Raw genomic sequence first — 26041 nt, 5'->3', positions numbered from 1 at the left:
GCCAGTTCTTTCAGCAGGTCCGCTTCAGGGATGTGGCGTGACCACAGGCCAGGGCGGCGGCAACCTTGCGTTTCCCTCCTGTGTGGATTTCGCTGCGGACGCTCGCCGCACCCTGCGCCACGGAGTACAGGTCCCCACGCTCAAGGAAGACCGGAAACGGGGCCCGCTCCAGCAGCCGCTTCACATGCGGGGAAGGTTGCAGGCCATCCGTCAGAATCATCCCTCCAGGGCTCGGCAGATCCGGTGCCAATGCCGACGCCAAACAGGCAAGGATGATGTCCGTGCGGTCCCCCGAGGCCAGGACCATGTCGCCGGTCTGCACGGCGGGAAGGAAGTCGTCAGCGCCCATCCCTGCAACACGGATCCGGCGGATATCCCGATCCCATTCCTTGCTGCCGGTACTTGGTACCAGCCGAAGTGACTCTGCGATGTCAGCGACGGTCGGCGTGGAGATTTCAGCTACCTCGGGGATGAGGTAGCAGGGAACGTCCGGGGCGGCTTCCCGGAGGGCTTGCTCCACCCGTTCTTCCGTGCCGGGTTCCACCCGGTTGACCACAACAGCCAGCACGGAACAACGCGCTGCCTTGAACTGCTTGAGGGCTGTGGCGACAGACTCCCCTATCCGTGCCGGCGGGACTCCCCGGCCACCGACCACTGCCAGGACGGGCAGTCCCAGGTTGCTGGCAAGGGCGGCATTCAGTTCGAACTCGCCCGCCGCGTCGGGACTCCGAAGGTCGGAGCCATCCACCACGACGGCATCGCAACTACGGGACAAGCGGCTGTAGATCCCGATCATGCGTGACACCAGCTCGTCCTGCTGCCCTGACCTCGCTTCGGCCAAGGCGGCGGGCGTTGTTGTTCCAGCCTTGCTCCGCGAGGCACCCAGCTCGTACAGCCGCCGCAGCAACAGGACTACAGGATCATCGTCGACGGCGTCTCCGGCCACCAGCGGGCGGAAGAACCCCAGGCGCCCGGCGTGGCGATGAAGTGCGTCCACCATGCCCAGCACTGCCAGTGACTTTCCGGACCCGGGTCCCGCAGACGCAATGTAGAGTCCCTGCACCATGCGGTCTCCTTTCCTGGCATGCGGCCAATTCCTGCGTGTCCAGCATTTCCTGTGACTTCAAGGGTGACGGGCAGGCGGTGATAAAGCCAGAAAGAATCCCACCCCGTGGCAGCGTCGGGGACCTTGGACCCTGTTAGGCGTCGGCGCCTGTCCCTAGGATCGCAAGTACCCCAGGTGCAGGCCACCGGTCGCGCCGCCCCATCCCTTACAGGAGGACAATGCCCATGGAAACCGACGAGCGCCCAGGCAGGATCTTGTCCGACGATGAGTCATGGAGCGTCCTGCAAAGGAACCAGCACGGCCGCCTCGCGGTCAGCGTGTTGGGAGAGCCGGACATCTACCCGCTGAACTTCATCGCGGACCAGGGCAGGTTGCTGGTGCGCACCAACCCGGGAACCAAGCTCGCTGAGCTGACGGTCAACGAGAAAGTCGCCTTCGAAGTCGAGGAAATAGGCGACGGCGAGGCGTGGAGCGTTGTCATCAAAGGAACGGCACGCGTCATCGAGTCCCAGTCGGAAATCGACGAGGCGGACAAGCTCCCCCTGAAACCGTGGATTCCTACCCGGAAGTACACCTACGTGGAGATCCGTCCTACCCGCGTGCACGGCCGGCATTTTGAGCTGGGGGACGAACCCGAGCGCTACTAGGTCCCGCTCCCTCGGGGCGGGACCCCCGGGGCTGCTTCTTCCCCAACGCCCGCAGCGCATTGAGTATGGTGGCCAGGTCCACCAGTTCCTGCAGCAGCGCCCCTGCCACGGGCACAATGAAACCCCAGGAAGCGAACACCATCAGGACCAGGCTCAGCAGAATCCCCGTCCAGATGCTGGTGCGGGCAATGCGCAGGGTGTACTGTCCGACGTCGACCGCCACCGCCACCTTGGAGAGGTCATCGAGCAGGATCACCACGTCCGCTGACTCGCTCGCCGCGGTGGCGCCGCGCGCGCCCATGGCAATTCCGACGTCGGCCGCTGCCAGGACCGGGGCGTCGTTGACGCCATCCCCGACCATCATGACCGGGCGCGTCTTCAGCCCGGCGACCGCCCTGACTTTGTCCCCGGGGAGGCACTCGGCAAGCACCGTTTCCATTCCTGCCTGGGCGGCGATGCTCCGGGCGGTGCTCTCGGCGTCGCCGGTCAGCAACAAGGATTCCCGGACACCAAGGTCCCGAAGCTTCTCCAGGGTGTCCACGGCGTTGACCCGCAAGGGATCGCTCATGATGAGGGTCCCGGCATACCTTCCGTCGACGCCCACGTAGATGGCCAACTGGCCGCCGGCCAGTTCGGACTGTTCAAAACCCGTGGTCTGCTCGCGGACGAACGCAGCTTTTCCGACCACCACGTCGTGGTAGCCCACGCGGGCGGCGACGCCGTTGGTGGCGTGCTCGGTGGCCGCCGTCGAAGGCAACAGCGGCAGTCCGCGCTCGGCAGCCGACGCCATGACCGAGGTCGCAAACACGTGGGAGGAGAACCGTTCAGCCGAGGCAGCCAACTGCAGCAGCGTCTCTTCGCTCGGTGAATCCGACCCGGCACGCCTGACGGCCACGAGGGTGGGTTTGCCGGCCGTCAGCGTCCCGGTCTTATCAAAGACAGCCGTCCTGACCTTGCTGAGCTGCTCAAGGGTCCCTGCGTTCTTGATGATCACCCCGGCCTTGGCGGCCCTGCTGGTCCCGGCAAGGAAGGCTACCGGGGCGGCTATAAGGAGCGGGCAGGGAGTAGCGACAACCAGTACCTCAACAAATCGCACGGGATCGCCGCTGATGAACCAGGCAACGCCGGCCATGGCAAACGCCACCACTGTAAAAGGGATGGCGTACCTGTCAGCCAAACGGACTGTAGGGGCCCGGCTGGCAGCCGCTTCCTGGACCAAGGCGACAATTTGGCTGTACTGCGATTCCTTGGCGGTGGCAGTCGCTTTGATGCGCACGGCCGCGGGCCCGTTGACCGTGCCGCTCAGCACGGAACCGCCCCGGGACCGTTCGACGGGCAGGCTCTCGCCGGTCAGTGCTGATTCATCGAAACTGCCCGCCCCGGACAACAGTTCGCCGTCCACCGGAACGGTCTCTGCGGGCTTGACCAGCAATACGTCACCGGGGTTGACGTCCTCCACGGCGATGTCCACCAGGTCTCCTGAGGGCTCTACCCGGTGTGCGTTGCGCGGGGAGCGTTTCAACAGATCGGTGAGCTCCCGGGTAGCGCGGCCCTGGGCGTAGTCCTCCAGGGCTTCACCTCCGGTGAGCATGAGTACGATCACCAGAGCCGCGATGTACTCACCGACGACCACCGTTGCACCGATGGCCGTGATGGCCAGCAGGTCGATGCCCCACCTGCCGCGGAAAAGATCCTTGACCATGGAACCGGCGCGGTACAGCGCAACGGCCAGGGCAAAGATGGATGCGAAGCCCTGGGCCGCGGCGTCCTGGCCACTGAGGACCAGGACAGCGACCAGTAAGCCCACCAGGAGGATCGCGCCCACAAGGGGGTACCTGCGGGCAAGGGTGAAGAGCCTGACTTCACTCATGCGCGCCACGGGACAGGACGACTTTCAGAGCTTCCGTCTCGGAGGCCCGGGAGAAGGTGTCATAGGCGTCCATGATGTTCTCGAGCGAGAAATGGTGGGTCGCGAACTTTCCGGCGGGAAGCTTCCGCTGGGCAACCAGCCTCAGCAGCATGGGAGTGGTGTTGGTGTTCACCAGCCCCATGCTGATATTGATGTTGCGGATCCACAAGTCCTGCAGGGGCAACTCAACGGGCTTGCCGTGGACACCGATGTTCGCCACGTTCCCGCCGGGCCGGACCAGTTGGAGGCACATGCCGAACGTTTCCGGGATGCCTACGGCTTCGAGGGCGACGTCCACACCGGCACCGTCGGTGAGGGCCAGCGCCTGCGACAGCCAGTCAGCGCTTGTCGGGTTGATGGTGTGCGTGGCACCAAAGTCGACGGCGCGCGCCAGCCGGCTGTCGTTGGGGTCGATGGCGATGATGGTGGCGGCGCCGCAAAGCCCCGCCGTGGCCATGGCGGCCAAACCGATAGGGCCGGCTCCAACGACGGCGATGATGTCACCGGGGGCGACCCTGCCGTCGAGGACACCGATCTCGAAAGCCGTGGGCAGAATGTCCGAAAGCATCACTGCCTCATCATCACTGACGCCTTCGGGCAGTTTATGCAGGGAGTTATCGGCATAAGGCACCCGCACGAATTCTGCCTGCGTCCCGTCAATGAGGTGCCCGAAAATCCATCCCGTACCGGGCTGCCCTTCGTCCCCCAGGCAATGGGAGAACAGCTGCTTCCGGCAATTGCTGCAATGTCCGCACGATTTTATGCACGACACTATGACGCGGTCGCCGGGCTTGAGGCCGCTGACTGAGCTTCCCACTTCCGTCACCGTCCCCACTCCTTCGTGGCCGAGGATCCGCCCAGGCACTACGGCCGGCACATCACCTTTGAGGATGTGAAGATCCGTTCCACAGATGGTGGTGGTATCGATCCGGACTATGGCGTCGGTAGGGTGGGCAATCACCGGGTCCGGAACCTCTTTCCAGGCTTTGGCTCCGGGACCGTCGTAGACCAGCGCTTTCATCGCATTGCCTTTCCGTGGTGCCCGTCAGCGGAAGGATTCCCTGCGGGCGTCATTGAGTGGTGCTTTCCAGATATCCGGACGGGTAGTGGTGAAGCGCCTGCCAGTGATGGATTCCGGAATGATCCTGACGTAGTGGTTTTTACTTCCGGCCTGCCACGGCTCAAGGTCCAGCGCCTCAGCCTCCGCGAGTTCATGGCGTTCGAGGATGACTGCTGCCCGGCCTCTGGCCACGACGCTCCAAGCCTTTGACGCTCCGGCCTCGAATCCGTCGATCTCAAGGGCCGTTGGCGCTTTCATGGCGCTCCAGTACTTCGTTCCGGCGCCCGTGCGGAAGACGATTCCCTGACCGTCAAGGACGTAGTTCACGGGGAAGATGTCAGGATGCCCCTCCACCAGGACAGCCAGTCGGCCAACGTTCATTTGGCCAAGCAGCGCCCAGCATTCTTCAGGATCCAGGCGTTCGATGGCTGTGTGTGGGGTCGATTCCATGCCCTGACGCTAACCGTGCCGGGGCGCCCCCGTTAGGGCCGTAGGTCCCGGACCGCCCTTGGGTCCCGGACCGCCGGGCCGGGAAGTCACTCGAGGCCGGCGCGGGTGGCATCATCCAGGGGGCTCCACCAGGTCAACGGCTCGGTGATCTTGAAGCGACGCCCGGTCATCGACGTCGGCACAACCCGGATGAAGTGGTCCTTGCGCCCTGCCTGCCACGGGAAAAGCAGCAGCCCGACCGTGTCAAGGACGTCCTGGGTCAGCTTGATGCTTTCGGCCTTTCCCTTGAGCACCACGCTCCACGCCACCCCCGAAGCGGTGTCCACGCCGTCGGCCTCTACGGCTACCGGTGTGGCCCCCAAAACTGTGTGGAGTTTTGTCCCCTCACCCGTCCGGAAGACCAAGGTCCCGTGGTCCACCTTGTAGTTGATGGGGAAGATGTCCGGATGGTCGCCGGCCCAGACGGCCAGCCGTCCCACCGACACGCTTCGAAGCAACTCCCAGCACTGCTTGACGTCGAGGTTTTCGATTTCGGGTACTGCACGCTTGTCCATGGCTAGACGGTAAACCCGGAAAGTGCGGTTGGACAGGGTAGAAAGGCCCGTCCCTCCCGTCCCGCGCGCAACAGTATCGCCAGCGCCGTCGGGTCCGGAGTAATCTTTGCACGACGGCGCCGCACTCCCTGGCCGGCACCGCGGAAAGACGATGATGAGCCACCCTTACCAGTCGTCACCGGACGAACCACCGGCGGCCGCCATTCCCCTTGAGGCACTCTTGCGGACCTTCATGTCCCGGGCGGACGAACTGCTCATGGCCGAGGAACGGACCCGGGGCTTGCTCGAAGCCGTGGTGACCGTTGCCGGAGAACTGAGCCTGGAAACGGTCCTGAAACGCGTGGTGGATTCGGCGTGCCACTTGCTTCATGCCCGCTACGGAGCGCTGGGCGTCATCGGCGAGGACAGCACCCTCAGCCACTTCGTCACCGTCGGTATCGACCAGGAACTCGCCGAGCGCATTGGTCCTCTTCCCACCGGCCACGGAGTACTGGGGCTCCTGATCACAGGGCCTGCACCCCTGCGCCTGCATGACCTGCGGCAACATCCCAAATCCTACGGATTTCCCGCACATCATCCGCCAATGAAAACGTTCCTCGGGGTACCCATCAGGGTCCGCGACGCCGTCTTCGGGAATCTTTACCTCACGGAAAAGGAAGGTGGAGAAGACTTCACGCCCGAGGACGAGGACCTGGCTGTGGCACTTGCCGCGGCCGCCGGCGTGGCGATTGAAAATGCCCGACTGTACGAGGACGCCCAACGGCGGGCATCCTGGCTGGAGGCCTGCATGGATGCCACCGGCTACCTGCTGGAGGACAGCAGGGAGGACCACACCGAGCACGCTGCTTTCCGCGTCGTCGCTGAGGCTGCGGCCCGCCCGACGGATGGCCTGGTGGCACTCGCACTGACTCCGGCAGACAGGAATGGTACTTACACTGTGGCCGCTGCCGTCGGCAAGGGTGCCGGCGATCTGAAGGGCCGGAAGCTGACAGTCGGTCCGACCGGGATGAAGGACATTGCTCTCACGGGGCGAAGCACCGCCGTGGATGACCCTTGGAACCTCCTTGGCCCGGGCGTGCCATCCAACCCCGCAAAATTACTGGCCGTGGACTTGAGCGCCCAAGGAACCCACTATGGCCTGCTGGTCTCGGTGCGGGACTCCGACTCCGAACCGTTCAGGCAAACGGATGTGGAAATGTCCGCTGTGTTCGGTTCGCACGTAGCCTTGGCCCTTGCCTTGGACAGAATCCGAAGGTACCGGGAAGAGTCGGTGGTCTCCACCGACAGGGACCGGATCGCACGGGACCTGCACGACCTCGTCATCCAAAGACTGTTCGCGGCAGGACTGAGCATCCAGAGCCTGCGGCGCTACACCACAGCCCCTGAAGCTCCGGACCGGATCGACGCCATCACTGATCAGCTCGATTCCAGCATCCGGGACCTGCGCAACACCATCTACTCGCTGCGGGCAGCTGCTGCCGGCCGCCAATTGGTCAGCAGCCGGATTGTCGAGACGGTGCAGTCGGCATCGGCCTCTCTCCCGTTCGCGCCCCACCTCACCCTGATCGGGGCCCTTGACGTGGTGGAGGACGAGATCGTCATCGAGCACTTGCTGGCAGTCATCTCCGAAGCCTTGAGCAACGCGGTGCGGCACTCGGACGCACAAACCATCAACGTCACCGTCGGCATGACGGCCGATGCCCTGACTGTGGAAGTCAGGGATGACGGCCGGGGCTTCCGCCATCCCGCTTCAGGAAACGGCTTGGCCAACATGGCAAAGAGGGCAGCCGACCTCAATGGTTCCTGTGCCGTCACCAGCACCCCGGGCGACGGCACATCGTTGACGTGGGCCGTTCCCCTGCGCTGACGGTCCAGTGCGCGGCTGACTCAGTGCGCGGTCTACTCAGTGCGCGGGCCCGCCGTCGGCTTCGTCGGGGCTATGCGCCATGTAGACCGCCGCCTGCGTCCGGCGTTCGAATCCCAACTTGGCCAGCAGGGAGGACACGTAGTTCTTGACGGTCTTCTCTGCCAGCAGCATCTCTTCTCCGATTTGCCGGTTGGTCAGGCCTTCGCCGACGAACTTCAGAACCCTCCGCTCCTGGGGCGTCAGTGCCGCCAGCCTGGGATCGTCCCGTTTGGGTTCGGTGAGCCCCTGCACAACCCGGGCCTTGACCGCCTCGTCGAACAGGGATTCTCCGTGCGCCGCGCGGCGCAGAGCACCCAGCAGGTCGCTGCCGCCAATTTCCTTGAGTATGTAGCCGGCCGCGCCGGCGATGATCGCTCCCCTGAGGGCCTGCTCGTCGTCGTAACTGGTGAGAATAACGCAGTTCAGCGACGAATCGACCGACCGGACGTTGCGGCATACTTCAATGCCGGTGCCGTCCGGCAGGCGCGCGTCCAGGACCGAAATGTCCGGCCGCAACGCCGGGATCCTTCGGGCCGCCTCCTCTGCCGAACCCGACATCCCTACTACCAGGAAGCCTTCGTTTTCCAACAGCTCCTGCAGGCCCCGCCGTACCAATTCATGGTCGTCAAGGATGAAGACCCGCAAAACTCCGGGAGTGTGGTCGCCGCTCGTAGCGGGCGCGTCCGCGAACATGACCCTCCCGTCCGGCGCACAGCGTGCGCCTATAGCCTCAACCCATGTAGTGGATTCTGCACCTACGTGGTGCATTCCGATTCTTGTCTGCCCGCCTGATCCAAGCAAGGGACCAAAGGCCTACGCGGGCGGTGACTTTCGGCCCTGTTGCGCAGCCCGGTGGAAGGGGAATCTGGAACTACAGGATACCGGGGACGTAACGGTTGCTTCCGGTATCAAGGAAATGAAGGAGCATGATCCCCATGAAGAAGTGGACGCGATGGCAGGATTACGTTGTTGTCGCAGCAGGCGCCTACACGGCGCTGTCGGTCCTCTGGACCTCCCAAACAGGAATGTCGACGGCGATGATGGTCACCTTGGGTGTCCTGCTGGTCATCAGCGGAGCCATCAACCTCGCCCTCCCGGGAATGCCGGTTGTTGAGTGGGCACAAGCACTGGTGGCCGTAGTCCTGCTGCTGGCCCCCTGGCTGGGCAACTACGCCTCGGCTACCGGAGCAGCCTGGACGGCATGGATCGCCGGGGCAGTCGCCTTGGTTGTCACAGCCTTTGCCATCAGGCCAAGCACCGAGGAATACCGGCACCACCACGTTGCAGCGGCACCCTGAACCCAATAACACATCCGGCGCTGCGGACTCCGCTGCGCCGGATTTTTCCTGTCCAACGGAGGTCCGGGAGGAACAATGAAGAACAGCGACGTTGCCAGCCTCAGGTTCCTGGGGGCTACAGATACAGTGACAGGATCCAGGTACCTCCTCGACCATCAGGGCACCCGCGAGCTGGTGGACTGCGGTCTCTTCCAAGGGTATAAACGCCTCCGGGAACGCAACCGCAGGCCGTTCCCGGTAAGTCCGTCGTCGATCGACGCAGTCCTCCTGACCCATGCCCACCTTGACCACACCGGGTACCTTCCCCTGCTGGTCAGGGACGGCTTCCGCGGCCCGGTCTACAGCACGCAGGGGACGAGCCAACTCTCCAAGCTTCTGTTGACGGACAGCGGGCACCTCCAGGAAGAGGAAGCGAGGCACGCCGCGCATGCCGGTTCCTCCCAGCACGACCCCGTGCTGCCCCTGTACACCGCCTTGGATGCGACGCGGTCACTGCAGAGTTTCCGACCTGTCGACTTCGACACTCCATTGCAGATAGGAACCGGCTTCGAAGCGGTATTCGTACCAGCCGGCCATATCCTTGGCGCGGCCCAGATCCGGCTCCAGGCCGGAAACGCCTCGGTGCATTTCACCGGTGATCTTGGCCGCGCGGATGATCCCTTTATGTACCCACCCCGGGACCTGGAAGCCGTTGACGTGCTCGTCACCGAATCGACCTACGGGAACCGGCAGCACCCGCCGGGCGATGCGGAAAGCGAATTAGGTGATGTGGTGAGGCGCACGGTGAAACGGGGCGGCGTCGTTCTGATAGCTGCCTTCGCCGTCGGCAGGGCGGAAACGCTCCTGCTGCAGTTGGCGCGGCTCCGACGGAAAGGCGCTATACCCGAGGTCCCTATCTATCTCAACAGTCCGATGGCCATTGATGCGTCGTACATGTACCAACAGCACCCGGAGGAGCATCGCCTCAAGCCCGAAGAATTCAATGCCATGTACCAGCTGGCCACCATGACCCGCACTGCCGATGATTCCAAGCTCCTGAACCTTCGGGGAGGGCCCATGATCATCATCTCTGCCAGCGGGATGCTCACGGGCGGCAGGGTCCTCCATCACATTGAGGCATACGGCGGGGATCCCAGGAACACGGTGGTCCTGAGCGGCTACCAGGCCGGCGGGACCCGGGGAGCCACCCTCGCGGCAGGAACACGCGACCTTCGCATCTACGGCCGGGACGTCCATATCCGGGCCGAAGTTGTGCAACTGGAAGGCTACAGCGCCCATGCCGACGCCGATGCCATCATCCGGTGGATGCGCACGGCACCGAAGGCCCCGCGGATGACGTACATCACGCACGGCGAGCCGGCAGCATCGGATGCTTTGCGGTTGCGCATCAAACACGAGCTGGGCTGGAAGGCCCGCGTCCCCGAATACCTGGAGACGATCAGCTTGAACGATCCGGATTAGGCCCTGCTCCGGGACTTAGGGCCCTAACCATCACATCAGCGCTGGTCAAGACTGGAGTGACACGACCCGGCGTCGCGACCGGGCGACCTTCAAGAAGATGAGGATCAGTCATGAGTGAGGCCATTGTCGTCGGTGTCGGCGACTCTCCCAGCAGTGAAGCGGCAATGCGTTGGGCGATGCACCGGGCGGCCGCGCTGAAGTTGCCCGTCCTCCTCGTCCATGCCGTGGACGACAGGTGGGCTTATGACGCTGTTGGCTACAACGACTGGATCCGCAACTCCGGCGCTGCCCTCCTTTCAGATGCCAAGGACCGCGCCGCCAAGATGGAACCGACGGTCAGCCTCAGCACGGACCTGGTCCACGGCGCACCCGGTTACTCGCTGCGGAAAAAGTCCAAGAAGGCCTCCATGGTGGTGATCGGTTCCGGCCACAGCTGGGTTGGTGGTTCACTCACCGACCGTGCGCTCCAGGTCGCGGCGGTCGCGCAGTGCCCGGTGGCCGTGATCGGCGAACATGACCTCAGCACCCGCCAAGGCGTGCTGGTCGGGGCGGACGGATCCGAAGAATCCATCCAGGCGGTGGGCTTCGCCGCTGCCGAGGCCGACCGGACAGGGCAGGAACTGACCGTGCTGCACGCCTTCCGGCTCCCGGATCCGTGGCTCAGCAGGGGGATGCCGGGCGGTGACTTCAACGGCATCATCGAGGAAGAAGAACGGGTGGTGCTCGCCGAGACGGTAGCCGGCCTGGCCGATACCTACCCTGACCTCACGGTCCACCAAGTGCTGCAGACAGACAGAAGCCCGGCAGAGGCGCTGCTGGGAGCTGCAAAGACCGCATCCTTGCTGGTTGTCGGCAGCCGCGGCCGCGGCAGCTTCAAACGCCTGATGCTTGGTTCCACCGCACATGCCGTTCTTGCGAAACTGCCGTGCCCGACCATCATCACCAGGGTGAAGCCGGTCAAGCACAAGGGCTGACCCCGGCGTCCCCACGCAGATCCGGCTGCCCCCGTGCTGATCACCAGCAAGGGGCAGCCGGATTTTTGCGTGGGCTGGGGGTTTGCGTGGGCGGGGAGTTTGGGTGGCCTGGAGTCTGCGTGGGCCAGGAATTTGAGGGGCACTGATCCTAGCTCAGATGCACATGGCGTCCGGAAATGAGGTCCGCCTGGATGCGGATAAACAGAGTCCGTTCACCACCGGCCCAGGGTTCGGGCATCACTTTGCCCCACAGCTCCTTGATGGTTTCTTCTTCCAGGACGTGGGAGGACGGCCCGCTGACCAGTACCGACCAGCCTTCGCTCCGGTCCGGCCAGGTGTGGTCGACCTGGAAGGACGTCTGGAGCCGGGCCGACGGTTCTCCAATGAAACCGGAAGGCGCCGTCCGAAAATAGATGGCGTGGTCACGGACCAGGTAATGCACCGGAAGAATCATCACGCGGCCATGGTGTACAAAGCCCACCCGGCCTGTTTCTTCGGACCGCAGCAGCTCCCAGCAGCGCTCGGGGGATAATTCTTCGCTGACGTGGCGGGCTCCATCGAGTCGGGCAGGCTGCGTCTCATTCATCATTTTCTCCGGTCTGTTGTTCTACAAGTAATTGCGCCAGTTCAGCACCCCAACGGGAGGCCCGGTCAATTTCCTCCTGGTCCACTGCTGGTCCGGGACCTACTTCGAAGCTCTCACCATCTGCCAGGAGCTGGAATCCGGCTTTGCGCAGTCCTTCGCTGATACCCCGCGCCGCGCTGCCGGTGATGATTTCCAGGCCATGGTTCCGCGTATCGAAGGCCACTGCGTTCTGCCCGGGCACAGCCGCGCGGGTTGCCGCCAACCATTCGCGGACGCCTACGTTGATCTGCGTACTCACGTCGAGTTCCCCGGTGGCGGATCCGACGTCGGCTGCCCGTCGCCGGGTTGAGGGCCTGCTCATGCCGTGAACGTGGGTCGGGCCGCCAACGACCACAAGATCGCATCCGATGATCCGTCCCTCCTCAACATCACCGACCGGAACGACGCTGGCAGCAACTGCCCCACCCAGTCCGTCGGCAATGGCCTCCGCGACCCGCCGGGTGTTGCCGTACATCGACTCGTAGATCACCAAAGCTTCCATTGCTCCCCTGCTGCTCCCTAGTGGACGTCTGTTTCCGGCGCATGCACCACAAGGACAGGGCAATGGGCATGGGCAACACATGCCGAGCTGACCGACCCCAGCAGGAGGCCGCCAAAACCACCATGCCCCCGACGCCCCACCACCACCATGCCGGCGTTCCGGCTGGCCTCTATGAGCCCCTGCCGGGGATGGCCGCGTACCAGGCGGGTCACCGCATTGTCCGGGAGGGCCGGGCCGAAGGCCTTCTCCACCGACTGCTGCAATATCTCAGCCGCTGCATCTTCAAAGCGACCGATCCCCACGGCAACGTAGCCGTCAACTATTTGGGGATAGTCCCAGAACGCAGTGGCCTCCACAGTCTGCCCCGTGGCATCAGCAAGCCGGCGGGCCTCACGCAGCGCTGCGATGGACGCCTCGGATCCATCAACTCCCACGACGATCCCGCTGCCCGGGGTCTCCTGGTGCATCCTTGGCCTCCTGCTCGTCTCGCGTTCCGTCAGGTCAGGATCACCCGGCGGGATGGTAAGTAACAGGGCCGAAAGTCACTCCGTCTCTCCCGGCGGATCGGCGCGGAGCTCTTCAATGGTGGCCCGCAGGGCGTGGATGATGCCGTCGAGTTCCCGGGAGACGGCCTGCATCCGTTCATGTCCGGCCGGGTCGTCGACGAACCTCTTGAGGTTCTGGATCCCAAGCCCTGCGGCGAACAAACGCTGGATCACCAGGTCGTGCAGGTCACGGGCGATCCGCTCGCGATCTGACAACACTACGTTCTGTTCCCTCCGGGCACTGGCCCGGGCAAGATCCAGCGCCAAACCGATCCTGCTGCTGAACAAAGCGCTGGATTCAAGGTCTGAATGCGTGAAGGCAGGGGCTCCCGCGGCCCTTGCGAGCATCAGCACTCCGTTGTCCGTGCCACGGTGGCCCAGCGCAGACACAAGCACGGTGCCAAGCTTCTCCGACATGCCTACTCCCAATGCCGTGGAAGCATCATGGATAAGGCGTGACTGGCCGGATTCCTGCACGGCACCGCCTACCTCGGAACCCGGCAACTCCTGGCCCGCGTACATCCCTTGGACTCCCACGGCGGACCGGCAACGCAGGGTCCCCTCCGGGTCCGGAACAGCAATCACCGCCAAGACTGAGTCCGAAGCATGCACGGCAGCTTCCCCCACGCGATCAAGGTCCGTCTGGCCGCCGTCGGGCTCTCCGGCAATCAGCAGGCTGGCGAGCTCCATACCGGCCTCCAACCAGCGCCTCCGCCGATTGCTCTCATCGAAAAGCCGGGCATTTTGGATAGCGACGCCTGCTGCAGCAGCAAGCGCCACCGCCAGGTCCTCGTCAGCGCGCGTAAAGTCCTGGCCGTTTTTCTTCTCGGTGAGGTACAGGTTGCCGAACACCGTGTCACGCACCCGGATGGGTACGCCCAGGAAAGTCTTCATGGGCGGATGGTGCGGCGGAAAGCCAACTGCCATCGGATGCTTTCCAAGGTCATGAAGACGCAGGGGCGCAGGTTCCCTGATCAGGTGACCCAGTACCCCATGCCCGGTGGGCAGGTCCCCGATCGACCTGATCCCTTCCTCATCGATACCAACGGTGATGAAGTGGCTGAGGCGCTGGTCCTCCCCTATCACCCCCAACGCCCCGAACCGCGCATCCAGCAGGAGGCAGGCAGAATTCACGACGCGGTCAAGGACTGCTTCAAGGCTCAAGTCCTCGGCAATGGACACGACGGCTGCCAGCAGGCCGTTCATCTGCTCCTGGGCATGGAGCAATTCGTCTGCACGGGCCACGAACTCCCTGAGCAGCAAGTCGACCCGGCCCTTCATAGGGGAAGTCCAGCCCTCTGTGCCTTGCATGTCCGGACCTCCTGAACCGGCTAACGTGCAAATCCAGCCGGTTTACGGTCCCCAAGATCAAGAACGCAACGATTCGTATCACGCAGCCGCAGAACCGGTCGGACAACAACCAAGTTCAGCTTCTGCCGTTAACCGGGCCGCCCCTCATCCGCAGGCGTATGCGGAATCGGGTACTTCAAGGCCATGCTAGCCATAACCGGATGACTCCGGAAGTCATGGGCTGGGGTGCCATAGCCCGCTCCGGACTAGCGGTCCCCTGCTCCGCCGGAGGCGAGATAGTCGATGAGTCCGTCCACGGTACCCACTTTGGGATAGTCGCTTTCCGGAATGTTGACGCCTGTCTGAACGTCCAAGGTTTCCACCAACCTCAGGAAATCGAGGGAATCCAGCTCAAGATCCTGTCGAAGACGGGATCGGCCTTCGACCTCGTCCAGGTCTATGTCCGGAGCAACCACGCCCAGGGCGGCTTGGACGGCATCGCGTGCTTCATCGTGGGTCATAGCTCCTCCGGTTCCTGCAGCAGCTCATTCATGCGGTTCAGGAATCGCGCACCACGCAGGCCGTCGCTGACCCTGTGATCGGCGGACAGCGTGGCAACCGCCACGTGGCGGATCCCCACCATCCCGTTCCGCGCCCAAGCCTGTTCGCTCACCCGGCCGATTCCGATCATCGCCACCTGTGGCGGATAGATCACGCCATAGACGCTCTCCACGCCCAAATCGCCAAGGTTGGTCACAGTGACCGTGGGGTCGGCCATCTCCGCGCGCAGCAAACGACCCGACCGGGCACGGCTCACCAGGTCCTTGAGCCGTTTCATGAGTTCATCCAAGGACAAGGTGTCAGCGTCGTGGATGGCCGGCGCCACCAGTCCTCCGCGCCTCAGTGCCACTGCAACTCCCAAGTGAACCGACGACGCCGGCTGGAACCCGCCGTCCTGGAAGAATCCATTCACTTCAGGCACATCACGGGCCGCCACAGCGGCTGCTTTGAGCAACAGCACGGAGGCCACCAAACGCTCCGCCACGGCCCTCTGGGCGTTGGTTGCCGTCATCCACTGGACCGCGTGTTCAAGGTCCAGTGTCTCCGTCAAGTAGTAGTGCGGGATGGTTTTCTTCGACCGCTCCATCAGCGTCCCGATGGCGCGCCGCAAAGTATCGGCCCGTTCCGGCGTGTCGTGCAGAGCCGGCGGACCGGCCAGCGGACCGGCGGGCAACCAGTGGCTCCGCGGCCATGCCGAACAGGAGCTCGACGCGGCGCAGGTCCTTGCTGCCTTTTCGCGCTGGCCAACGTGGATGTGGGCCAATGGGGAAGTAGCGCACTTCCTCGACTGGCTGCATCAATGGAACTTGGGCCGCCCTGAAGACCGGCGAACGGGGTTTTACGGGCTGGATGTCTATTCCCTGTGGGACTCCCTACGGGAAATCTTCAGCTGGCTTGAGTCCAATGCGCCGGAGTCGGTTCCCGCGGCGCTGCAGGCATGGCGTTGCTTCGTGCCATTCGGCGAGGACCCACAGCGATATGCCTCGGCTACCCGGATGGTTCCCCGCTCCTGCGAGGCGGACGTTGTGGGGCTACTGGCTGAGGTCCACCGGCAGACCTTGGGCCGGGTGGAACAGGATCCCCTGGCTTTCGACGTCATGCAGAACGCAATAGTCGCCTCAAACGCAGAACATTATTACCGGACCATGGTCCGCGGTGACGAACAGTCCTGGAACATCCGGGATTACCACATGAGCGACACCATAGACCGGCTGTCCCGCCATCACGGAGCCGGTTCGAAGGGAATCATCTGGGCGCACAATACGCACATAGGGGATGCCCGGGCGACGGACATGGCAGCCGGCGGCATGGTCAACATCGGACAACTGATGCGCCGGCGCCACCACGGTTCCGTAGTGTTGGTCGGTTTCGCCTCATACAGTGGCTCAGTGACAGCTGCGCACTCCTGGGGTGCGCCGGGCAGACCATGGACGTACCCAACGCAATTCAAGGAAGCCACGAGGACCTCCTCCACAGCGCACTGAATGGGCCGTCGGCTTTGGCCTACGGCGCCGGCCGGGCCGGACGGTGGCTCTCCACGTGGCGCGGGCACAGAGCCATCGGCGTCGTTCACAACCCTGCGCGTGAACGGGGCAACTACGTCCACACCGTCATGGGGCAACGCTATGACGGCCTCGTCTGGTTGCCCACGACGTCCGCCCTTCGGCCGCTGCACCGTGAATACCTTCCCGATGAACCGGAACTCGAAACCGAGCCCACAGGCTTTTGAGCAATGCCGGTCATCCGCCGCTGCGGACAAGGGCCGGTTTCCGCAACAGGGCCGTTCGTCCCTTATCCACTCGGCGGGAACCGTCAAGAATAGGTGGCACAAGACCCTTGGGACCCGGATGCCCACGACTTCCGACCACCAGCGCGCCCACGCCACCGGGGCAGGGGCGTTGACGTTCTAGTTGAGAGTTCCACCATGTCTGGACATTTCGAAGTTTTCGTCGATGCGTATTCCCACTTTCGGTTCCGCCTTGTTGGCCCCAGAGGAAACACCCTGCTCGAGTCAGGCCCCTACGACGACAAGCAGGCGATAGCCATCGCCATCTTCGACGTGCGCGAATGTGCAGGTACCGGCCTGGTGGAAGACCACAGCACCAAGCCCGCCCCGCGCTGGCCCCCGGCGTCGGGCCCGCACTCATCCCCGCGACGGCGGTCCACGCCAGTGGCGGCACCGCATTGAACTGTCACGCCATGGCGGGCACCATGCGTCCCGACACCATGACGCACAGGATCTAGGGCGCCGGGCCATGCAAGGACTCACCCGGGCGGACGTCGCGCTCCGCATCGACCATGGCCTGGACAACAGCGCACAACTACCAGCCAGTCGCAGCCTGCGCGCCATCATCAGGGCGAACGTCCTGACACTCTTCAATGGCCTGGTTTTTGCGGCCTTTGCGATGTTGCTCGTCCTGGGGCAATGGCAGGATGCACTCTTCGGGCTCGCCGCGATGGGAAACATCATTATCGGAGTGGTCCAGGAGTACCGGGCCAAACGGGCCCTGGACCGTTTGGCCATCCTGCACAGTGCGCCGGCAACTGTGCTCCGGGACGGGACGGAACAAGTGATCCCGGGACGGGACCTCGTCAAGGACGACATTGTGGTTTTGGGCGCCGGGGACCAGTTGTCTGCCGACGCCGTCAGCCTTGGCGACGGCAGCCTCGACGTCGACGAATCACTTCTGACGGGAGAATCCGAACCCGTCCGGAAGAGTGCAGGCCAGGTCCTGCTGTCGGGTTCATTGGTGGTGTCCGGATCGGGGTTCGCCCGGATCACCACCGTGGGCCTTGAGACCTTCGCCCAACGCATCGCGACGGAAGCCAAACGCTTCTCGCTCGTGACCTCCGAGATCCGCTCCGGAATCAACAAGGTCCTGAAAGTCATCGCATGGCTTGTCCTTCCGTTGTCTGCACTGGTCCTCAATTCCCAAATGATCCAGCACGGCGGATGGAACGCGGCGCTCGCGTCCGGCGACTGGAAGGAAGGCGTGGTGCCGGCTGTGGCCAGCACCATCGCGATGATCCCCTTGGGCCTGGTCCTGCTGACCAGCGTGGCGTTCGCCGTCGGGGCGATCCGGCTGGCCAGGCTGCGGGTCATCGTCCAGGAACTGGCCGCCGTGGAGGTCTTGGCGAGGGTTGACGTCCTGTGCCTGGATAAGACCGGGACGCTGACGGACGGCCGGATGGTTTTCGACGCAGTTCATCTGCTTGGACCGGAAGAAGAATTTCCGGAGTGGCGGGATGCCCTGGAATGCTTCGGTGCCACCCAGCGTACAAACGCGACCGCCCGCGCCTTGAAGGCCGCCTTTCCTCCGCGAAGTGCACAACCTCCCCTGGCCTCGGTACCTTTCGACCCTGCGCGGCGCTGGAGCTCCGTCACGCTCGCCGGCGCCTCAGGAGTGCCCCGGACGTGGCTCCTGGGCGCCCCCGGGGTTGTTCTTGGCACGGCTGAAGAGGCGCGTGGGCGCGCTTCCGCCTTGGCCTCCTCCGGTCTCCGGACCCTGGCTCTGGTACTGGCTGAAGGAAACGACGCCGGGAGTACCGGCGGGATTCCTTCTCCCGCCGGCGCTTCACCGGTGCTGCTCGTCACGTTTCGGGAATCGATACGGGAGGACGCCTCAGCCACGCTGGACTACTTCCGGGAACAGGGCGTACAGATCAAGATCTTTTCCGGCGACGATCCCCGGACAGTGGGACTGCTGGCCGGGAGGTTGGGACTGGGAGGCCGCCCTGCCTGTGACGCTACAACACTCCCCGCGGATCCTGAAGCCCTGGCATCCTGCGTCCAGGACAATGCTGTGTTCGGCCGGGTAGGCCCCCACCAGAAGAAGGACCTGATCCAGGCCCTTCAACGAAAAGGCCACACTGTTGCCATGACGGGCGACGGCGTCAATGACATTCCCGCGCTTAAGGTTGCCGACCTGGGCATCGCGATGGACACGGCCGCCCCGGCAACCAAGGCCGTGGCACGGCTGGTCCTGCTCGATGGACGCTTCAGCCGCCTGCCGGGCATTGTGGCCGAAGGGCGCAGGGCTATCAACAACATGGAACGGGTATCGATGCTCTTCCTCAGCAAGACCGCCTACGCCACGGTCCTGGCCGTGGCCTGCGGATTGTTGCTGCAGCCGTATCCCTTCCTCCCCCGCCAACTGTCCGCCGTCGATGGCCTGACCATTGGATTACCGTCGTTCTTCCTGGCACTCCTGCCCAGCAGTCGTCGCTACGTCCCGGGCTTTCTGAAGCGTTCCCTGTCCTTCGCGATACCGGCAGGAGTCATCACGGCCACAGCCATTCTTGGGGTCAACACCTATGCGTCCCTCAGCGGCGATCACAGGGTCCTGACAAGCCGCTCGGCCACCACCATCACCTTGACCATCATCGGATCGTGGATCCTGGCTGTGACTGCCCGGCCCCTGAACGCAACGAAGGTACTGGTCCTGGCGGGATGCTACGTGGGGATGGCAGCGGTGATGGGCCTTGATTTCCTCCGCGGGTTCTTCCTGCTCGAATGGCCTCCGCCTGACCTGCTGCTGGTCTCGGTGCTGACAGCACTGGCGGCAAGTACCGCCGTCGAGCTGGTGGGACGGTACGTCACGCGTGGCAACCACGGTGCAGACGTGACTTTCGCCTCTGGAAGGCGGGAAGGGTCCGTGCGAGCCTCCTGATATCCGACGACAAGGAAGAGTCATGCGTGCATGGTGGGTTGATGTGCCGGGGAAGATAGCGGACAAGCCTTTGAGGATGGGCGAACGCGAGGACCCGCGGCCCGGGCCGGGCGAGGTACTCCTGCGAGTGGATGTGTGCGGTGTCTGCCGCACCGACCTCCATCTCGCCGAGGGCGACCTTCCGCCCCGCCACGCCGGGGTGATCCCCGGCCACGAGGCCGTAGGGACGGTCATGGAAAGTTTCAGCGGGGGCCGCTTCTCCCGCGGGGACAGAATCGGTGTCGCTTGGCTCGGCCAGACCTGTGGCCACTGCCCCCACTGCCGGCGCGGCCAGGAGAATCTCTGCCTGGCGCCCCGATTCACGGGGTGGGACCGTGACGGCGGCTTTGCCGACCACATGACGGTGAATGAGGACTTCGCTTATGCCTTGCCTGCGCGCTTCACCAACGAACAAGCGGCACCGCTCCTGTGCTCGGGGATCATTGGCTACAGGGCCCTGGAACGGGCTGCGCTACCGCCGGGAGGGAGGCTGGGCATCTATGGCTTCGGCGGGTCCGCCCACTTGACGGCCCAAATCGCCATCAGCCAAGGCGCGTCGGTCTACGTCATGACCCGTTCGGCACAAGCCCGGGACCTGGCCCTCAGCCTCGGAGCGGTTTATGCCGGCGACGCCTACGATGCTCCGCCGGTCCCCCTGGACTCAGCCATTCTTTTTGCTCCCGTGGGCGATCTGGTTCCGGCCGCCCTGCGGGCGTTGGATCGCGGCGGAACCCTGGCCATTGCCGGCATCCACCTCACGGACATCCCGTCCCTCAATTACGAAAATGAACTCTTCTATGAACGGCAGATCCGCAGCGTCACCGCCAATACCCGGGCCGACGGCACCGCTTTCCTGGCCCTGGCCGCGGAGATCGGCCTGGCCCCTACCGTCACCACCTACGACTTCACGGAAGCGGACCGTGCGCTGGAGGATCTGGCCAACGACCGCGTCACCGGCGCTGCGGTTCTGAAGATGCGGTGACAGACCCACCGAGGCGACGCCGTTTCCGGTCCGGCGTGTTGGGCTGGCGGCCGCCGGGTGGGGGACCCGGGGCAACGTCAGCTATGAGTCTCCGTGTCATCTCCACCCAGCCGGCGCTCCAGCTTTTCTTCCGCGGCCTCCCGGCGTTTGCCGATGCGGAGCAGCCTTTGGACCAAGGGGCTGCCTTGGAGCGGGAGACCCGTCAGCCTCTTGCGGGAACGCCCTTTTCCCTGGCCGTCGTTGGGCCGTTGGGGCTCCGACTCCGGGTTGACCCGTCCACCCATAACTGACTCCTCCCTGCACCCGGCAATTCCGCGGGCATGTCCCCATCCTGCAGCAGTCCCCGGCGCAGGGTAAGGGCCGGAAGACCCCGGCGCGGGCGGGGACTTTGGACTCTGGAAGCCGCGTTGCCAAGGCGAAAAGCTGGTACTGCCGGGAAAGGTTCCGCGGCTGATAAGAGATGGAGGCTGGCATGACCGAGCTGACGAAATGGCTTGATGCGCGTCGCTCACCGATGGAGCTTATCGAGAGATTGTTCGACGGCGACAGCAGCGCCGGGGGGATCAAAGTCGAGGAAGTGGTTGACGGGAATACGTTGGTGATCCGTGCCGAACTTCCCGGCATCGACCCGGAAAAGGACGCGGAAATCACCGTCTCCGACGGCGGCCTGACCATCCGGGCCGAACGCCAGGAAAAGAAGGAGCACAAGGAAAAGGACAGCTACCGCTCGGAGTTCCGGTATGGCTCCTTTGTCCGCCGCATACCTTTGCCGGACGGCGTGAAGGAAGGCGACGTGACCGCTTCCTACAAGGACGGCGTCCTCGAAGTACGGGCACCCATCCCGGAAAAGACAGCGGCAGTTTCGCCCTCGAAGGTTCCCATCACCAGGAGTTGAGAACGTGCTGCGGGCAGGTGCGAATGGAACGGCACCTGCCCGGCCTGTCGCCAGCCGCCGCTATCAGTACACCCATGGGGGTATACCATGGAGGGCAGCAACCCACCGATGGAGCACCCTCATGGAACTGAACCCCACCGAACTCACGCCTGTGATCAACCGCCTCAAGCGCGCACAGGGGCAGCTCGCCGCCGTCACCCGCATGTTGGAAGAAGGCCGTGACTGCAAAGACGTTGTCACCCAGCTCGCCGCAGTTTCGAAGGCGCTGGACCGGGCCGGCTTCGCCATCATCGCCACGGGCCTGGAGCAGTGCATCATCCAGGAGGACCAAACGATGGACAGGAAAGAGCTGGAGAAGCTGTTCCTCTCCCTCGCCTGACGCTCGACAGTAGGGCAGCAGGGCAGCAGGGCAGCAGGGGCAGGTCACCCAAACAGCATTTCGGCCTCCAAATACCGGTCTTCCGGGACCGTGTGCAACTCACCAATCGCGGCAGCAAGGGCAACAGTGGTGATGTCCGTGCCCCGCGAGGAAACCATCACGCCCCACTCCCCCTTGGATGCTGCACGGACGGCAGCCATTCCCAACCGCGTTGCCAGGACCCTGTCGAATGCCGTGGGCGCCCCACCCCGCTGGATGTGACCCAGGACCGTGGCCCTGCATTCGATTCCCGTCAGTTCCTGGAGCTGTTCCTCCAAGAGGTATCCGATGCCGCCCAGGCGCGGACGGCCAAAGGTATCGAGTCCGCGCGGGAAGTAGGGAGCATCCTGGCCTGCTGGAACGTAGGCCTCTGCCACCACCACCAGTGGCGCCCTGCCCCGGTTCCGGGCTGACAGGACCCACGCCGCTGCCTGCTCCAGGCTCACCCGGCGTTCCGGGATCAAGATGGCGTGCGCTCCGGCGGCCATGCCTGCATGAAGGGCAATCCAACCGGCGTTGCGCCCCATGACCTCGGCAATCATGCACCTGTGGTGGGATTCGCCGGTGGTGCGCAGCCGATCGATCGCTTCGGTGGCCGTTTGCACGGCGGTGTCGAACCCGAAGGTGTAGTCCGTTGCGCTGAGGTCGTTGTCGATGGTCTTGGGGACGCCGATGACCTTGATGCCCGATTCGCCCAGGATCCGGGCAGCAGCGAGGCTGCCTTCTCCCCCCACTGCAATCAACCCATCAACGTGGTCGCGCTCCATGGATGCGATGACTGCCGGGGCTCCGCCGGACGTGATGGGGTTGGTCCGGGAGGTTCCCAGTATTGTTCCGCCCAGGCGCGAAAGGCCCCTGACCGATTCAAGGGTCAGGGGTACGGAGTTGTTGCTGAGCACGCCGCTCCAACCGTCCAGGTAGCCCACGAAGTCATACTGCCCGGTACGGACCCCGGCCAGGACTGCTCCCCGGACGACGGCATTGACGCCCGGGCAGTCGCCGCCGCTCGTCAGGATCCCCAACCTTTTCATCGCGATCCCGCCTGCAGCCTGAAACTCCGGCTCTCCCCTGCCGGCAGCATCAGTATTTGGTCGCGGACCTGGATCCGGAGCGGAGGAGCGCTGCCGGGAGAGGACGTGACCCGGATCCGTTCCGTGGTCAGTTCGATGTCCAGCCAGTGCCCCTGGGTCTTCACCGTGAAGGAAACGGCGTTGAGCCCGTGCGGCAAATTGGGGGTGAAGGTGATTCCTGAACGGTCCATCCGCAGCCCCGCGAAACTTCTTTGGATGACGTCCACCGTGCCCGCCATCGCACCCAGGTGGATACCGGCTTTGGTCGTGCCGTGCTGGGTGTCATCCAAGTCCGCGTCGAGTGCTTCGCGGTAGCTTTCCCAGGCACGGTCAGGGTCCACGGCAGCCAGGACGGAAGCGTGCGCCACCCTGCTGAGTGTCGAGCCGTGTGCTGTCCTGGCGAGGTAGTACTCAACGGTCCGCGCCAGCTGTGCCTCGGTCATGCGGTAATCCAGTTGGTGGAGCATCGCGATGAGGCCGGAACCACCCAGCAAGTACGGCAACATGAGGACGTCCGCCTGCTTGGCGAGCTTGTATCGGTTGACGTCATCGCCTTCCGCCCCCAGTATCAGGTCCAGCCGCTCTATGTTGTCGTACTCTTGCCGGTAGCCATCCCAGTCCAGCTCCCGCAAAAGATCGTACCCTTCGAACTGGCTGATCAGGCCGTCTTTGTTGAACGGCACATACATGGCCCGGGAGAGCCTGCGCCAGTGCGCCCGCTCGCGTTTGCCGACACCCAGCCGTTCCAGCAGTTCCTCCTGTTCGTGGCCCGGGAACATTGAAGTGACGTCGGCGGCCTTGCCACAAACCCACGCCGCCATGACGTTCGTGTAAGCGTTGTCGTCCAGGCCGGGAACATCCCGCCCGGGCAACCAGGTGTGGTATTCATCCGGGCCAGCCACTCCGCGGATGTGGTACCGGCGATGACCGGGATCGTGGACGGCCAGGGAGGCAAAACAGCGTGCCACGTCTATGAGCAGCTCTGCGCCGTGTCCCAGCAACCACGGGACGTCGTTGGTGGATTCGAAGTACTGCCAGGCGTTGAACGCCACTGCGAGTCCGGCGTGGACCTGCAGGTGCGAATAATCCGGCACCCACTGCCCTGAGCGCGGGTTGAAAAGCCAATCCGGTGTTTCTTCCGTGCCGTCGCTGCCGCTCTGCCACGGAAACAGCGCACCGGACAAGCCCTTTGCGACGGCGGCCCGACGGGCGGCGGGCAGCCGCCGCCAACGGTAGTCCAAGAGGGCTTTGGAAACCTCGGGCATGCGCGGGTTCAGGACCGGGAGGACAAACAGCTCGTCCCAAAACACGTGGCCGCGGTATCCCTCGCCGTGCAGTCCACGGGCGGGAACACCGACGTCGAGTTCGGCCGTGTGCGGAGTCAAGGTCTGCAGGAGGTGGAACAAGTGCAGGTTCAGCACCAGCTGAACCTGCACGGGCGCATCAAGCTCCACCTTGAACGGCCGAAGGACACGCCGCCAGGACGCTTTGTGCCGGCGCAACAGTTCTTCGAAGTCGCCCCCGGAACCTGCCAACGCAGCGGCAGCGGACGTAGCTGCCGACGAGGCTGCCCGGTCCCTGGACGTCGAGATCGCAATGATCCGGTCCACTGTGACGGGGTTGTCCTCCGAGGACCGGACCTGGAAGCTCCGGAAGTGGAAACCCGCCCGGCTTTCGGTCACTCCGGTGGACCCGGAGACGTCAACTGCCGCCGCAATGGCCACGCGCACCTGGCTTTGGGTGGTCTCCACCTCCGCGGCCAGGACCGGGCCGGCGTCGCGGGATGGCGGTATGGTCCTGTCGATCAGATGGACCTGGGAACTCAGCGGGGGCTCGGGAAGGTTGCTGTTGCGGACCAGGCAATTGACCCCGGTGGTGATATCCAGGAGCCCGCTCCAGTCGCGGGGTGTGAGCCGTGTCCGGATAGCCAGGATGTGCCGGGTGTCCATGGACACGAACCTCGTTTCTTCCAGGTGGAGATGCCTCCCGTCCGGCGCTTCCAGCAGGAGATGCCGGGTCAGGACCGCCTTTTCCATATTGAGGACGCGGCGTTCATGGAGGATCTCCAGGCCGCCCCCGGACCACCACGGGGTGCCTTCCAGGCGCAGGTCCAGGGGCAGGCAGTCGGGCAGGTTGACCATGTGCTCTTCCGCGACGGTTCCCTCGCCAATCGTGGACCAAACCCTGTTATACACACCGGCCAGATACGTTCCGGCATAGCGGCCGGGCCTGCGGTTTTCGCTGACGGCTCCCCGTATCCCCATGTATCCGTTGCCGAGGGTGGTCAGGGCTTCGCGGTGGCCCTCATGCTCAGGATCCATGCCTTCGTAGATCAGCAGCCACGGATCCCGCATCACGAGGCCCAGGTCCAGTTCGGCGAGGTTGTTGATCACCACGTCGGCACCGGCAGCTTCCAGGTCCGCCCGGTTGCCGTGCCGGTCAACGCCCACCACCAGGCCGAATCCGCCCCGGCTTGCGGCCAGCACCCCGGCGACGGCGTCTTCCACCACTACGGCGCGCCGCACGCTCACGTCCAGCCTGCGGACGGCCTCCAGGAATGTATCGGGGGCCGGTTTGCCGGCCAGGCCATGCGACGCTGCCACCCGGCCATCGATGACCACCGAGAACGAGTCCAGCAGGTTGGCGGCGGCAAGGACGGGGGTCGCGTTGCGGCTGGAGGTTACCAACGCGGTGGCGACACCGGCGTCCTTCAAGTTCTCCAGGAACCGGCCGGTGCCCGGAAAGATCTGCACGCCTCCTTCCTGCAGCCGTCTCAGGTAGGCCTTGTTCTTCCAGGCCCCAAGCCCGACGGCGGTCCAGTCGCCGCCGGCGTCCTGCGGGGTTCCCGGCGGGATGTCCACTCCCCTGGATGCCATGAGCCCGATCAGCCCTTGTTCCCGGGGCTTGCCGTCCACCAAGGCGTAGTAGTCATCCGGTGTGAAGGGGGCCCGGCTTCCATCCTTCGGGTAGCGGGGATCATTAATGATGGCTTCGTACGCCTCTTTCCACGCCGCGAGGTGAACGAGGGCCGTATTTGTCACCACTCCATCCAGGTCAAGAATGACTGCGTCGTAAGGAGCTGCAGCCGCTGCTGCGGTGGGCGACTTTTTCATTGACCG

The 26041-nt window shown here is 64.3% G+C and carries 25 protein-coding genes and 1 pseudogene; 11 read left to right on the top strand and 15 right to left on the bottom strand.

Annotated features, from left to right (window positions below; genetic code table 11):
* Window positions 1–10: 10 nt before the first annotated feature.
* On the bottom strand, window positions 11–1066 hold the full coding sequence (locus QN084_RS24125; RefSeq protein WP_310649528.1) for an AAA family ATPase: 1056 nt from the start codon (window positions 1064–1066) through the stop codon (window positions 11–13).
* A 224-nt stretch (window positions 1067–1290) separates the two neighbouring features.
* Between QN084_RS24125 and QN084_RS21110 the strand changes: the two genes are divergently transcribed.
* The gene (locus QN084_RS21110) at window positions 1291–1713 is read left to right on the top strand and encodes a pyridoxamine 5'-phosphate oxidase family protein (RefSeq protein WP_031216469.1); all 423 of its coding nucleotides are present in this window, start codon (window positions 1291–1293) and stop codon (window positions 1711–1713) included.
* Here QN084_RS21110 and QN084_RS21105 read toward each other — a convergent pair.
* The 4 genes from QN084_RS21105 to QN084_RS21090 form a co-directional block, all read right to left on the bottom strand.
* Window positions 1658–3583: a heavy metal translocating P-type ATPase gene (locus QN084_RS21105; protein ID WP_062096731.1), complete on the bottom strand. Its 1926-nt coding sequence runs from the start codon at window positions 3581–3583 to the stop codon at window positions 1658–1660. The two genes, QN084_RS21110 and QN084_RS21105, sit on opposite strands and share 56 nt — an antisense overlap.
* Complete coding sequence (locus QN084_RS21100; RefSeq protein ID WP_021472161.1) at window positions 3576–4643, bottom strand: zinc-dependent alcohol dehydrogenase family protein; 1068 nt, start codon at window positions 4641–4643, stop codon at window positions 3576–3578. Before QN084_RS21100 ends, QN084_RS21105 begins: the two co-directional genes overlap by 8 nt.
* A gap of 24 nt (window positions 4644–4667) precedes the next feature.
* Window positions 4668–5132 (bottom strand): pyridoxamine 5'-phosphate oxidase family protein, encoded by a 465-nt coding sequence (locus tag QN084_RS21095; protein ID WP_062096729.1) that lies wholly within the window; start codon window positions 5130–5132, stop codon window positions 4668–4670.
* 86 nt (window positions 5133–5218) lie between these two features.
* Complete coding sequence (locus QN084_RS21090; protein WP_021472158.1) at window positions 5219–5686, bottom strand: pyridoxamine 5'-phosphate oxidase family protein; 468 nt, start codon at window positions 5684–5686, stop codon at window positions 5219–5221.
* A gap of 151 nt (window positions 5687–5837) precedes the next feature.
* On the opposite strand from QN084_RS21090, the gene QN084_RS21085 reads away from it, so the two are divergent.
* Window positions 5838–7553 (top strand): GAF domain-containing sensor histidine kinase, encoded by a 1716-nt coding sequence (locus tag QN084_RS21085; protein ID WP_259362976.1) that lies wholly within the window; start codon window positions 5838–5840, stop codon window positions 7551–7553.
* A 36-nt stretch (window positions 7554–7589) separates the two neighbouring features.
* Here QN084_RS21085 and QN084_RS21080 read toward each other — a convergent pair whose 3' ends face one another.
* Window positions 7590–8285, bottom strand: coding sequence for a response regulator (locus QN084_RS21080; RefSeq protein ID WP_069696462.1), 696 nt, complete (start codon window positions 8283–8285; stop codon window positions 7590–7592).
* 242 nt (window positions 8286–8527) lie between these two features.
* On the opposite strand from QN084_RS21080, the gene QN084_RS21075 reads away from it, so the two are divergent.
* The 3 genes from QN084_RS21075 to QN084_RS21065 all read left to right on the top strand — a co-directional run bounded on the left by QN084_RS21075 (window position 8528) and on the right by QN084_RS21065 (window position 11325).
* Window positions 8528–8890 (top strand): SPW repeat domain-containing protein, encoded by a 363-nt coding sequence (locus QN084_RS21075; protein WP_031216466.1) that lies wholly within the window; start codon window positions 8528–8530, stop codon window positions 8888–8890.
* A 75-nt stretch (window positions 8891–8965) separates the two neighbouring features.
* Entirely contained in the window at window positions 8966–10351 is a 1386-nt protein-coding gene (locus QN084_RS21070; RefSeq protein ID WP_069696461.1) for an MBL fold metallo-hydrolase RNA specificity domain-containing protein, read from the top strand.
* Window positions 10352–10461: 110 nt separating this feature from the next.
* Window positions 10462–11325 carry a universal stress protein gene (locus QN084_RS21065; protein ID WP_021472153.1) on the top strand — a complete coding sequence of 288 codons (864 nt, stop codon included), beginning with the start codon at window positions 10462–10464 and terminating at the stop codon, window positions 11323–11325.
* Window positions 11326–11473: 148 nt separating this feature from the next.
* Here the strand turns inward: QN084_RS21065 and QN084_RS21060 are convergent, their stop codons facing one another.
* From QN084_RS21060 to QN084_RS21035, 6 genes are all read right to left on the bottom strand, one after another.
* Window positions 11474–11914, bottom strand: a complete 441-nt coding sequence (locus QN084_RS21060) for a pyridoxamine 5'-phosphate oxidase family protein (RefSeq protein WP_031216504.1) — start codon at window positions 11912–11914, stop codon at window positions 11474–11476.
* Window positions 11904–12452, bottom strand: coding sequence for a flavodoxin family protein (locus tag QN084_RS21055; RefSeq protein ID WP_062096725.1), 549 nt, complete (start codon window positions 12450–12452; stop codon window positions 11904–11906). The genes QN084_RS21060 and QN084_RS21055 overlap by 11 nt, the downstream gene beginning before the upstream one ends.
* A gap of 17 nt (window positions 12453–12469) precedes the next feature.
* Window positions 12470–12919 (bottom strand): universal stress protein, encoded by a 450-nt coding sequence (locus QN084_RS21050; RefSeq protein ID WP_062096722.1) that lies wholly within the window; start codon window positions 12917–12919, stop codon window positions 12470–12472.
* A gap of 75 nt (window positions 12920–12994) precedes the next feature.
* Entirely contained in the window at window positions 12995–14308 is a 1314-nt protein-coding gene (locus QN084_RS21045) for a GAF domain-containing protein (protein WP_062096719.1), read from the bottom strand.
* 245 nt (window positions 14309–14553) lie between these two features.
* The gene (locus QN084_RS21040; protein ID WP_069696460.1) at window positions 14554–14808 is read right to left on the bottom strand and encodes an acyl carrier protein; all 255 of its coding nucleotides are present in this window, start codon (window positions 14806–14808) and stop codon (window positions 14554–14556) included.
* Window positions 14805–15434, bottom strand: coding sequence for a 2-oxo acid dehydrogenase subunit E2 (locus QN084_RS21035; protein ID WP_083262086.1), 630 nt, complete (start codon window positions 15432–15434; stop codon window positions 14805–14807). Before QN084_RS21035 ends, QN084_RS21040 begins: the two co-directional genes overlap by 4 nt.
* Here QN084_RS21035 and QN084_RS21030 point away from each other — a divergent pair.
* The 4 genes and pseudogenes from QN084_RS21030 (at window position 15412) to QN084_RS21010 (ending at window position 20539) form a co-directional block, all read left to right on the top strand.
* A pseudogene (locus QN084_RS21030) lies at window positions 15412–16577 on the top strand (erythromycin esterase family protein). The gene QN084_RS21035 and the pseudogene QN084_RS21030 sit on opposite strands and share 23 nt — an antisense overlap.
* Window positions 16578–16772: 195 nt before the next feature.
* Window positions 16773–17036, top strand: a complete 264-nt coding sequence (locus QN084_RS21020) for a YegP family protein (RefSeq protein ID WP_079941137.1) — start codon at window positions 16773–16775, stop codon at window positions 17034–17036.
* A 67-nt stretch (window positions 17037–17103) separates the two neighbouring features.
* Window positions 17104–19518 (top strand): HAD-IC family P-type ATPase, encoded by a 2415-nt coding sequence (locus QN084_RS21015; protein ID WP_069696459.1) that lies wholly within the window; start codon window positions 17104–17106, stop codon window positions 19516–19518.
* Window positions 19519–19540: 22 nt separating this feature from the next.
* On the top strand, window positions 19541–20539 hold the full coding sequence (locus tag QN084_RS21010; RefSeq protein ID WP_062096709.1) for a zinc-dependent alcohol dehydrogenase family protein: 999 nt from the start codon (window positions 19541–19543) through the stop codon (window positions 20537–20539).
* A 77-nt stretch (window positions 20540–20616) separates the two neighbouring features.
* On the opposite strand, the gene QN084_RS21005 is transcribed toward QN084_RS21010, so the two are convergent.
* Window positions 20617–20823 carry a hypothetical protein gene (locus QN084_RS21005; protein WP_062096706.1) on the bottom strand — a complete coding sequence of 69 codons (207 nt, stop codon included), beginning with the start codon at window positions 20821–20823 and terminating at the stop codon, window positions 20617–20619.
* Window positions 20824–21011: 188 nt separating this feature from the next.
* Between QN084_RS21005 and QN084_RS21000 the strand changes: the two genes are divergently transcribed.
* A complete protein-coding gene (locus QN084_RS21000; protein ID WP_021472133.1) occupies window positions 21012–21434 on the top strand; it encodes an Hsp20/alpha crystallin family protein in 423 nt (140 codons plus the stop codon).
* Window positions 21435–21555: 121 nt separating this feature from the next.
* Window positions 21556–21813: a metal-sensitive transcriptional regulator gene (locus QN084_RS20995; protein WP_021472132.1), complete on the top strand. Its 258-nt coding sequence runs from the start codon at window positions 21556–21558 to the stop codon at window positions 21811–21813.
* 44 nt (window positions 21814–21857) lie between these two features.
* Here the strand turns inward: QN084_RS20995 and QN084_RS20990 are convergent, their stop codons facing one another.
* Together QN084_RS20990 and QN084_RS20985 are read right to left on the bottom strand one after the other, a co-directional pair.
* Window positions 21858–22883 (bottom strand): 6-phosphofructokinase, encoded by a 1026-nt coding sequence (locus QN084_RS20990; protein ID WP_069696458.1) that lies wholly within the window; start codon window positions 22881–22883, stop codon window positions 21858–21860.
* Window positions 22880–26035 carry an HAD-IA family hydrolase gene (locus tag QN084_RS20985; protein ID WP_069696457.1) on the bottom strand — a complete coding sequence of 1052 codons (3156 nt, stop codon included), beginning with the start codon at window positions 26033–26035 and terminating at the stop codon, window positions 22880–22882. The genes QN084_RS20990 and QN084_RS20985 overlap by 4 nt, the downstream gene beginning before the upstream one ends.
* Window positions 26036–26041: the final 6 nt, after the last annotated feature.

It is taken from the genome of Paenarthrobacter sp. R1 (assembly GCF_030264015.1).
GTDB classification, from domain to species: Bacteria; Actinomycetota; Actinomycetes; order Actinomycetales; family Micrococcaceae; genus Arthrobacter; species Arthrobacter ureafaciens.
The sequence above is the reverse complement of the archived record's forward strand: the minus strand, read 5'-3'. Positions and strand labels throughout refer to the sequence as shown.

Excerpts from the sequence above, each read along its gene's own strand:
- QN084_RS21065 (WP_021472153.1), top strand. The coding sequence starts at position 10,462 with ATGAGTGAGGCCATTGTCGTCGGTGTCGGCGACTCTCCCAGCAGTGAA.
- QN084_RS21035 (WP_083262086.1), bottom strand. The coding sequence starts at position 15,434 with ATGGAGCGGTCGAAGAAAACCATCCCGCACTACTACTTGACGGAGACA.
- QN084_RS21100 (WP_021472161.1), bottom strand. The coding sequence starts at position 4,643 with ATGAAAGCGCTGGTCTACGACGGTCCCGGAGCCAAAGCCTGGAAAGAG.
- QN084_RS21085 (WP_259362976.1), top strand. The coding sequence starts at position 5,838 with ATGATGAGCCACCCTTACCAGTCGTCACCGGACGAACCACCGGCGGCC.
- QN084_RS21060 (WP_031216504.1), bottom strand. The coding sequence starts at position 11,914 with ATGATGAATGAGACGCAGCCTGCCCGACTCGATGGAGCCCGCCACGTC.
- QN084_RS21090 (WP_021472158.1), bottom strand. The coding sequence starts at position 5,686 with ATGGACAAGCGTGCAGTACCCGAAATCGAAAACCTCGACGTCAAGCAG.
- QN084_RS20985 (WP_069696457.1), bottom strand. The coding sequence starts at position 26,035 with ATGAAAAAGTCGCCCACCGCAGCAGCGGCTGCAGCTCCTTACGACGCA.
- QN084_RS21010 (WP_062096709.1), top strand. The coding sequence starts at position 19,541 with ATGCGTGCATGGTGGGTTGATGTGCCGGGGAAGATAGCGGACAAGCCT.
- QN084_RS21055 (WP_062096725.1), bottom strand. The coding sequence starts at position 12,452 with ATGGAAGCTTTGGTGATCTACGAGTCGATGTACGGCAACACCCGGCGG.
- QN084_RS24125 (WP_310649528.1), bottom strand. The coding sequence starts at position 1,066 with ATGGTGCAGGGACTCTACATTGCGTCTGCGGGACCCGGGTCCGGAAAG.
- QN084_RS21045 (WP_062096719.1), bottom strand. The coding sequence starts at position 14,308 with ATGCAAGGCACAGAGGGCTGGACTTCCCCTATGAAGGGCCGGGTCGAC.
- QN084_RS21015 (WP_069696459.1), top strand. The coding sequence starts at position 17,104 with ATGCAAGGACTCACCCGGGCGGACGTCGCGCTCCGCATCGACCATGGC.
- QN084_RS21075 (WP_031216466.1), top strand. The coding sequence starts at position 8,528 with ATGAAGAAGTGGACGCGATGGCAGGATTACGTTGTTGTCGCAGCAGGC.
- QN084_RS20995 (WP_021472132.1), top strand. The coding sequence starts at position 21,556 with ATGGAACTGAACCCCACCGAACTCACGCCTGTGATCAACCGCCTCAAG.
- QN084_RS21020 (WP_079941137.1), top strand. The coding sequence starts at position 16,773 with ATGTCTGGACATTTCGAAGTTTTCGTCGATGCGTATTCCCACTTTCGG.
- QN084_RS21105 (WP_062096731.1), bottom strand. The coding sequence starts at position 3,583 with ATGAGTGAAGTCAGGCTCTTCACCCTTGCCCGCAGGTACCCCCTTGTG.
- QN084_RS21110 (WP_031216469.1), top strand. The coding sequence starts at position 1,291 with ATGGAAACCGACGAGCGCCCAGGCAGGATCTTGTCCGACGATGAGTCA.
- QN084_RS21070 (WP_069696461.1), top strand. The coding sequence starts at position 8,966 with ATGAAGAACAGCGACGTTGCCAGCCTCAGGTTCCTGGGGGCTACAGAT.
- QN084_RS21005 (WP_062096706.1), bottom strand. The coding sequence starts at position 20,823 with ATGGGTGGACGGGTCAACCCGGAGTCGGAGCCCCAACGGCCCAACGAC.
- QN084_RS21080 (WP_069696462.1), bottom strand. The coding sequence starts at position 8,285 with ATGTTCGCGGACGCGCCCGCTACGAGCGGCGACCACACTCCCGGAGTT.
- QN084_RS21050 (WP_062096722.1), bottom strand. The coding sequence starts at position 12,919 with ATGCACCAGGAGACCCCGGGCAGCGGGATCGTCGTGGGAGTTGATGGA.
- QN084_RS21095 (WP_062096729.1), bottom strand. The coding sequence starts at position 5,132 with ATGGAATCGACCCCACACACAGCCATCGAACGCCTGGATCCTGAAGAA.
- QN084_RS20990 (WP_069696458.1), bottom strand. The coding sequence starts at position 22,883 with ATGAAAAGGTTGGGGATCCTGACGAGCGGCGGCGACTGCCCGGGCGTC.
- QN084_RS21040 (WP_069696460.1), bottom strand. The coding sequence starts at position 14,808 with ATGACCCACGATGAAGCACGCGATGCCGTCCAAGCCGCCCTGGGCGTG.
- QN084_RS21000 (WP_021472133.1), top strand. The coding sequence starts at position 21,012 with ATGACCGAGCTGACGAAATGGCTTGATGCGCGTCGCTCACCGATGGAG.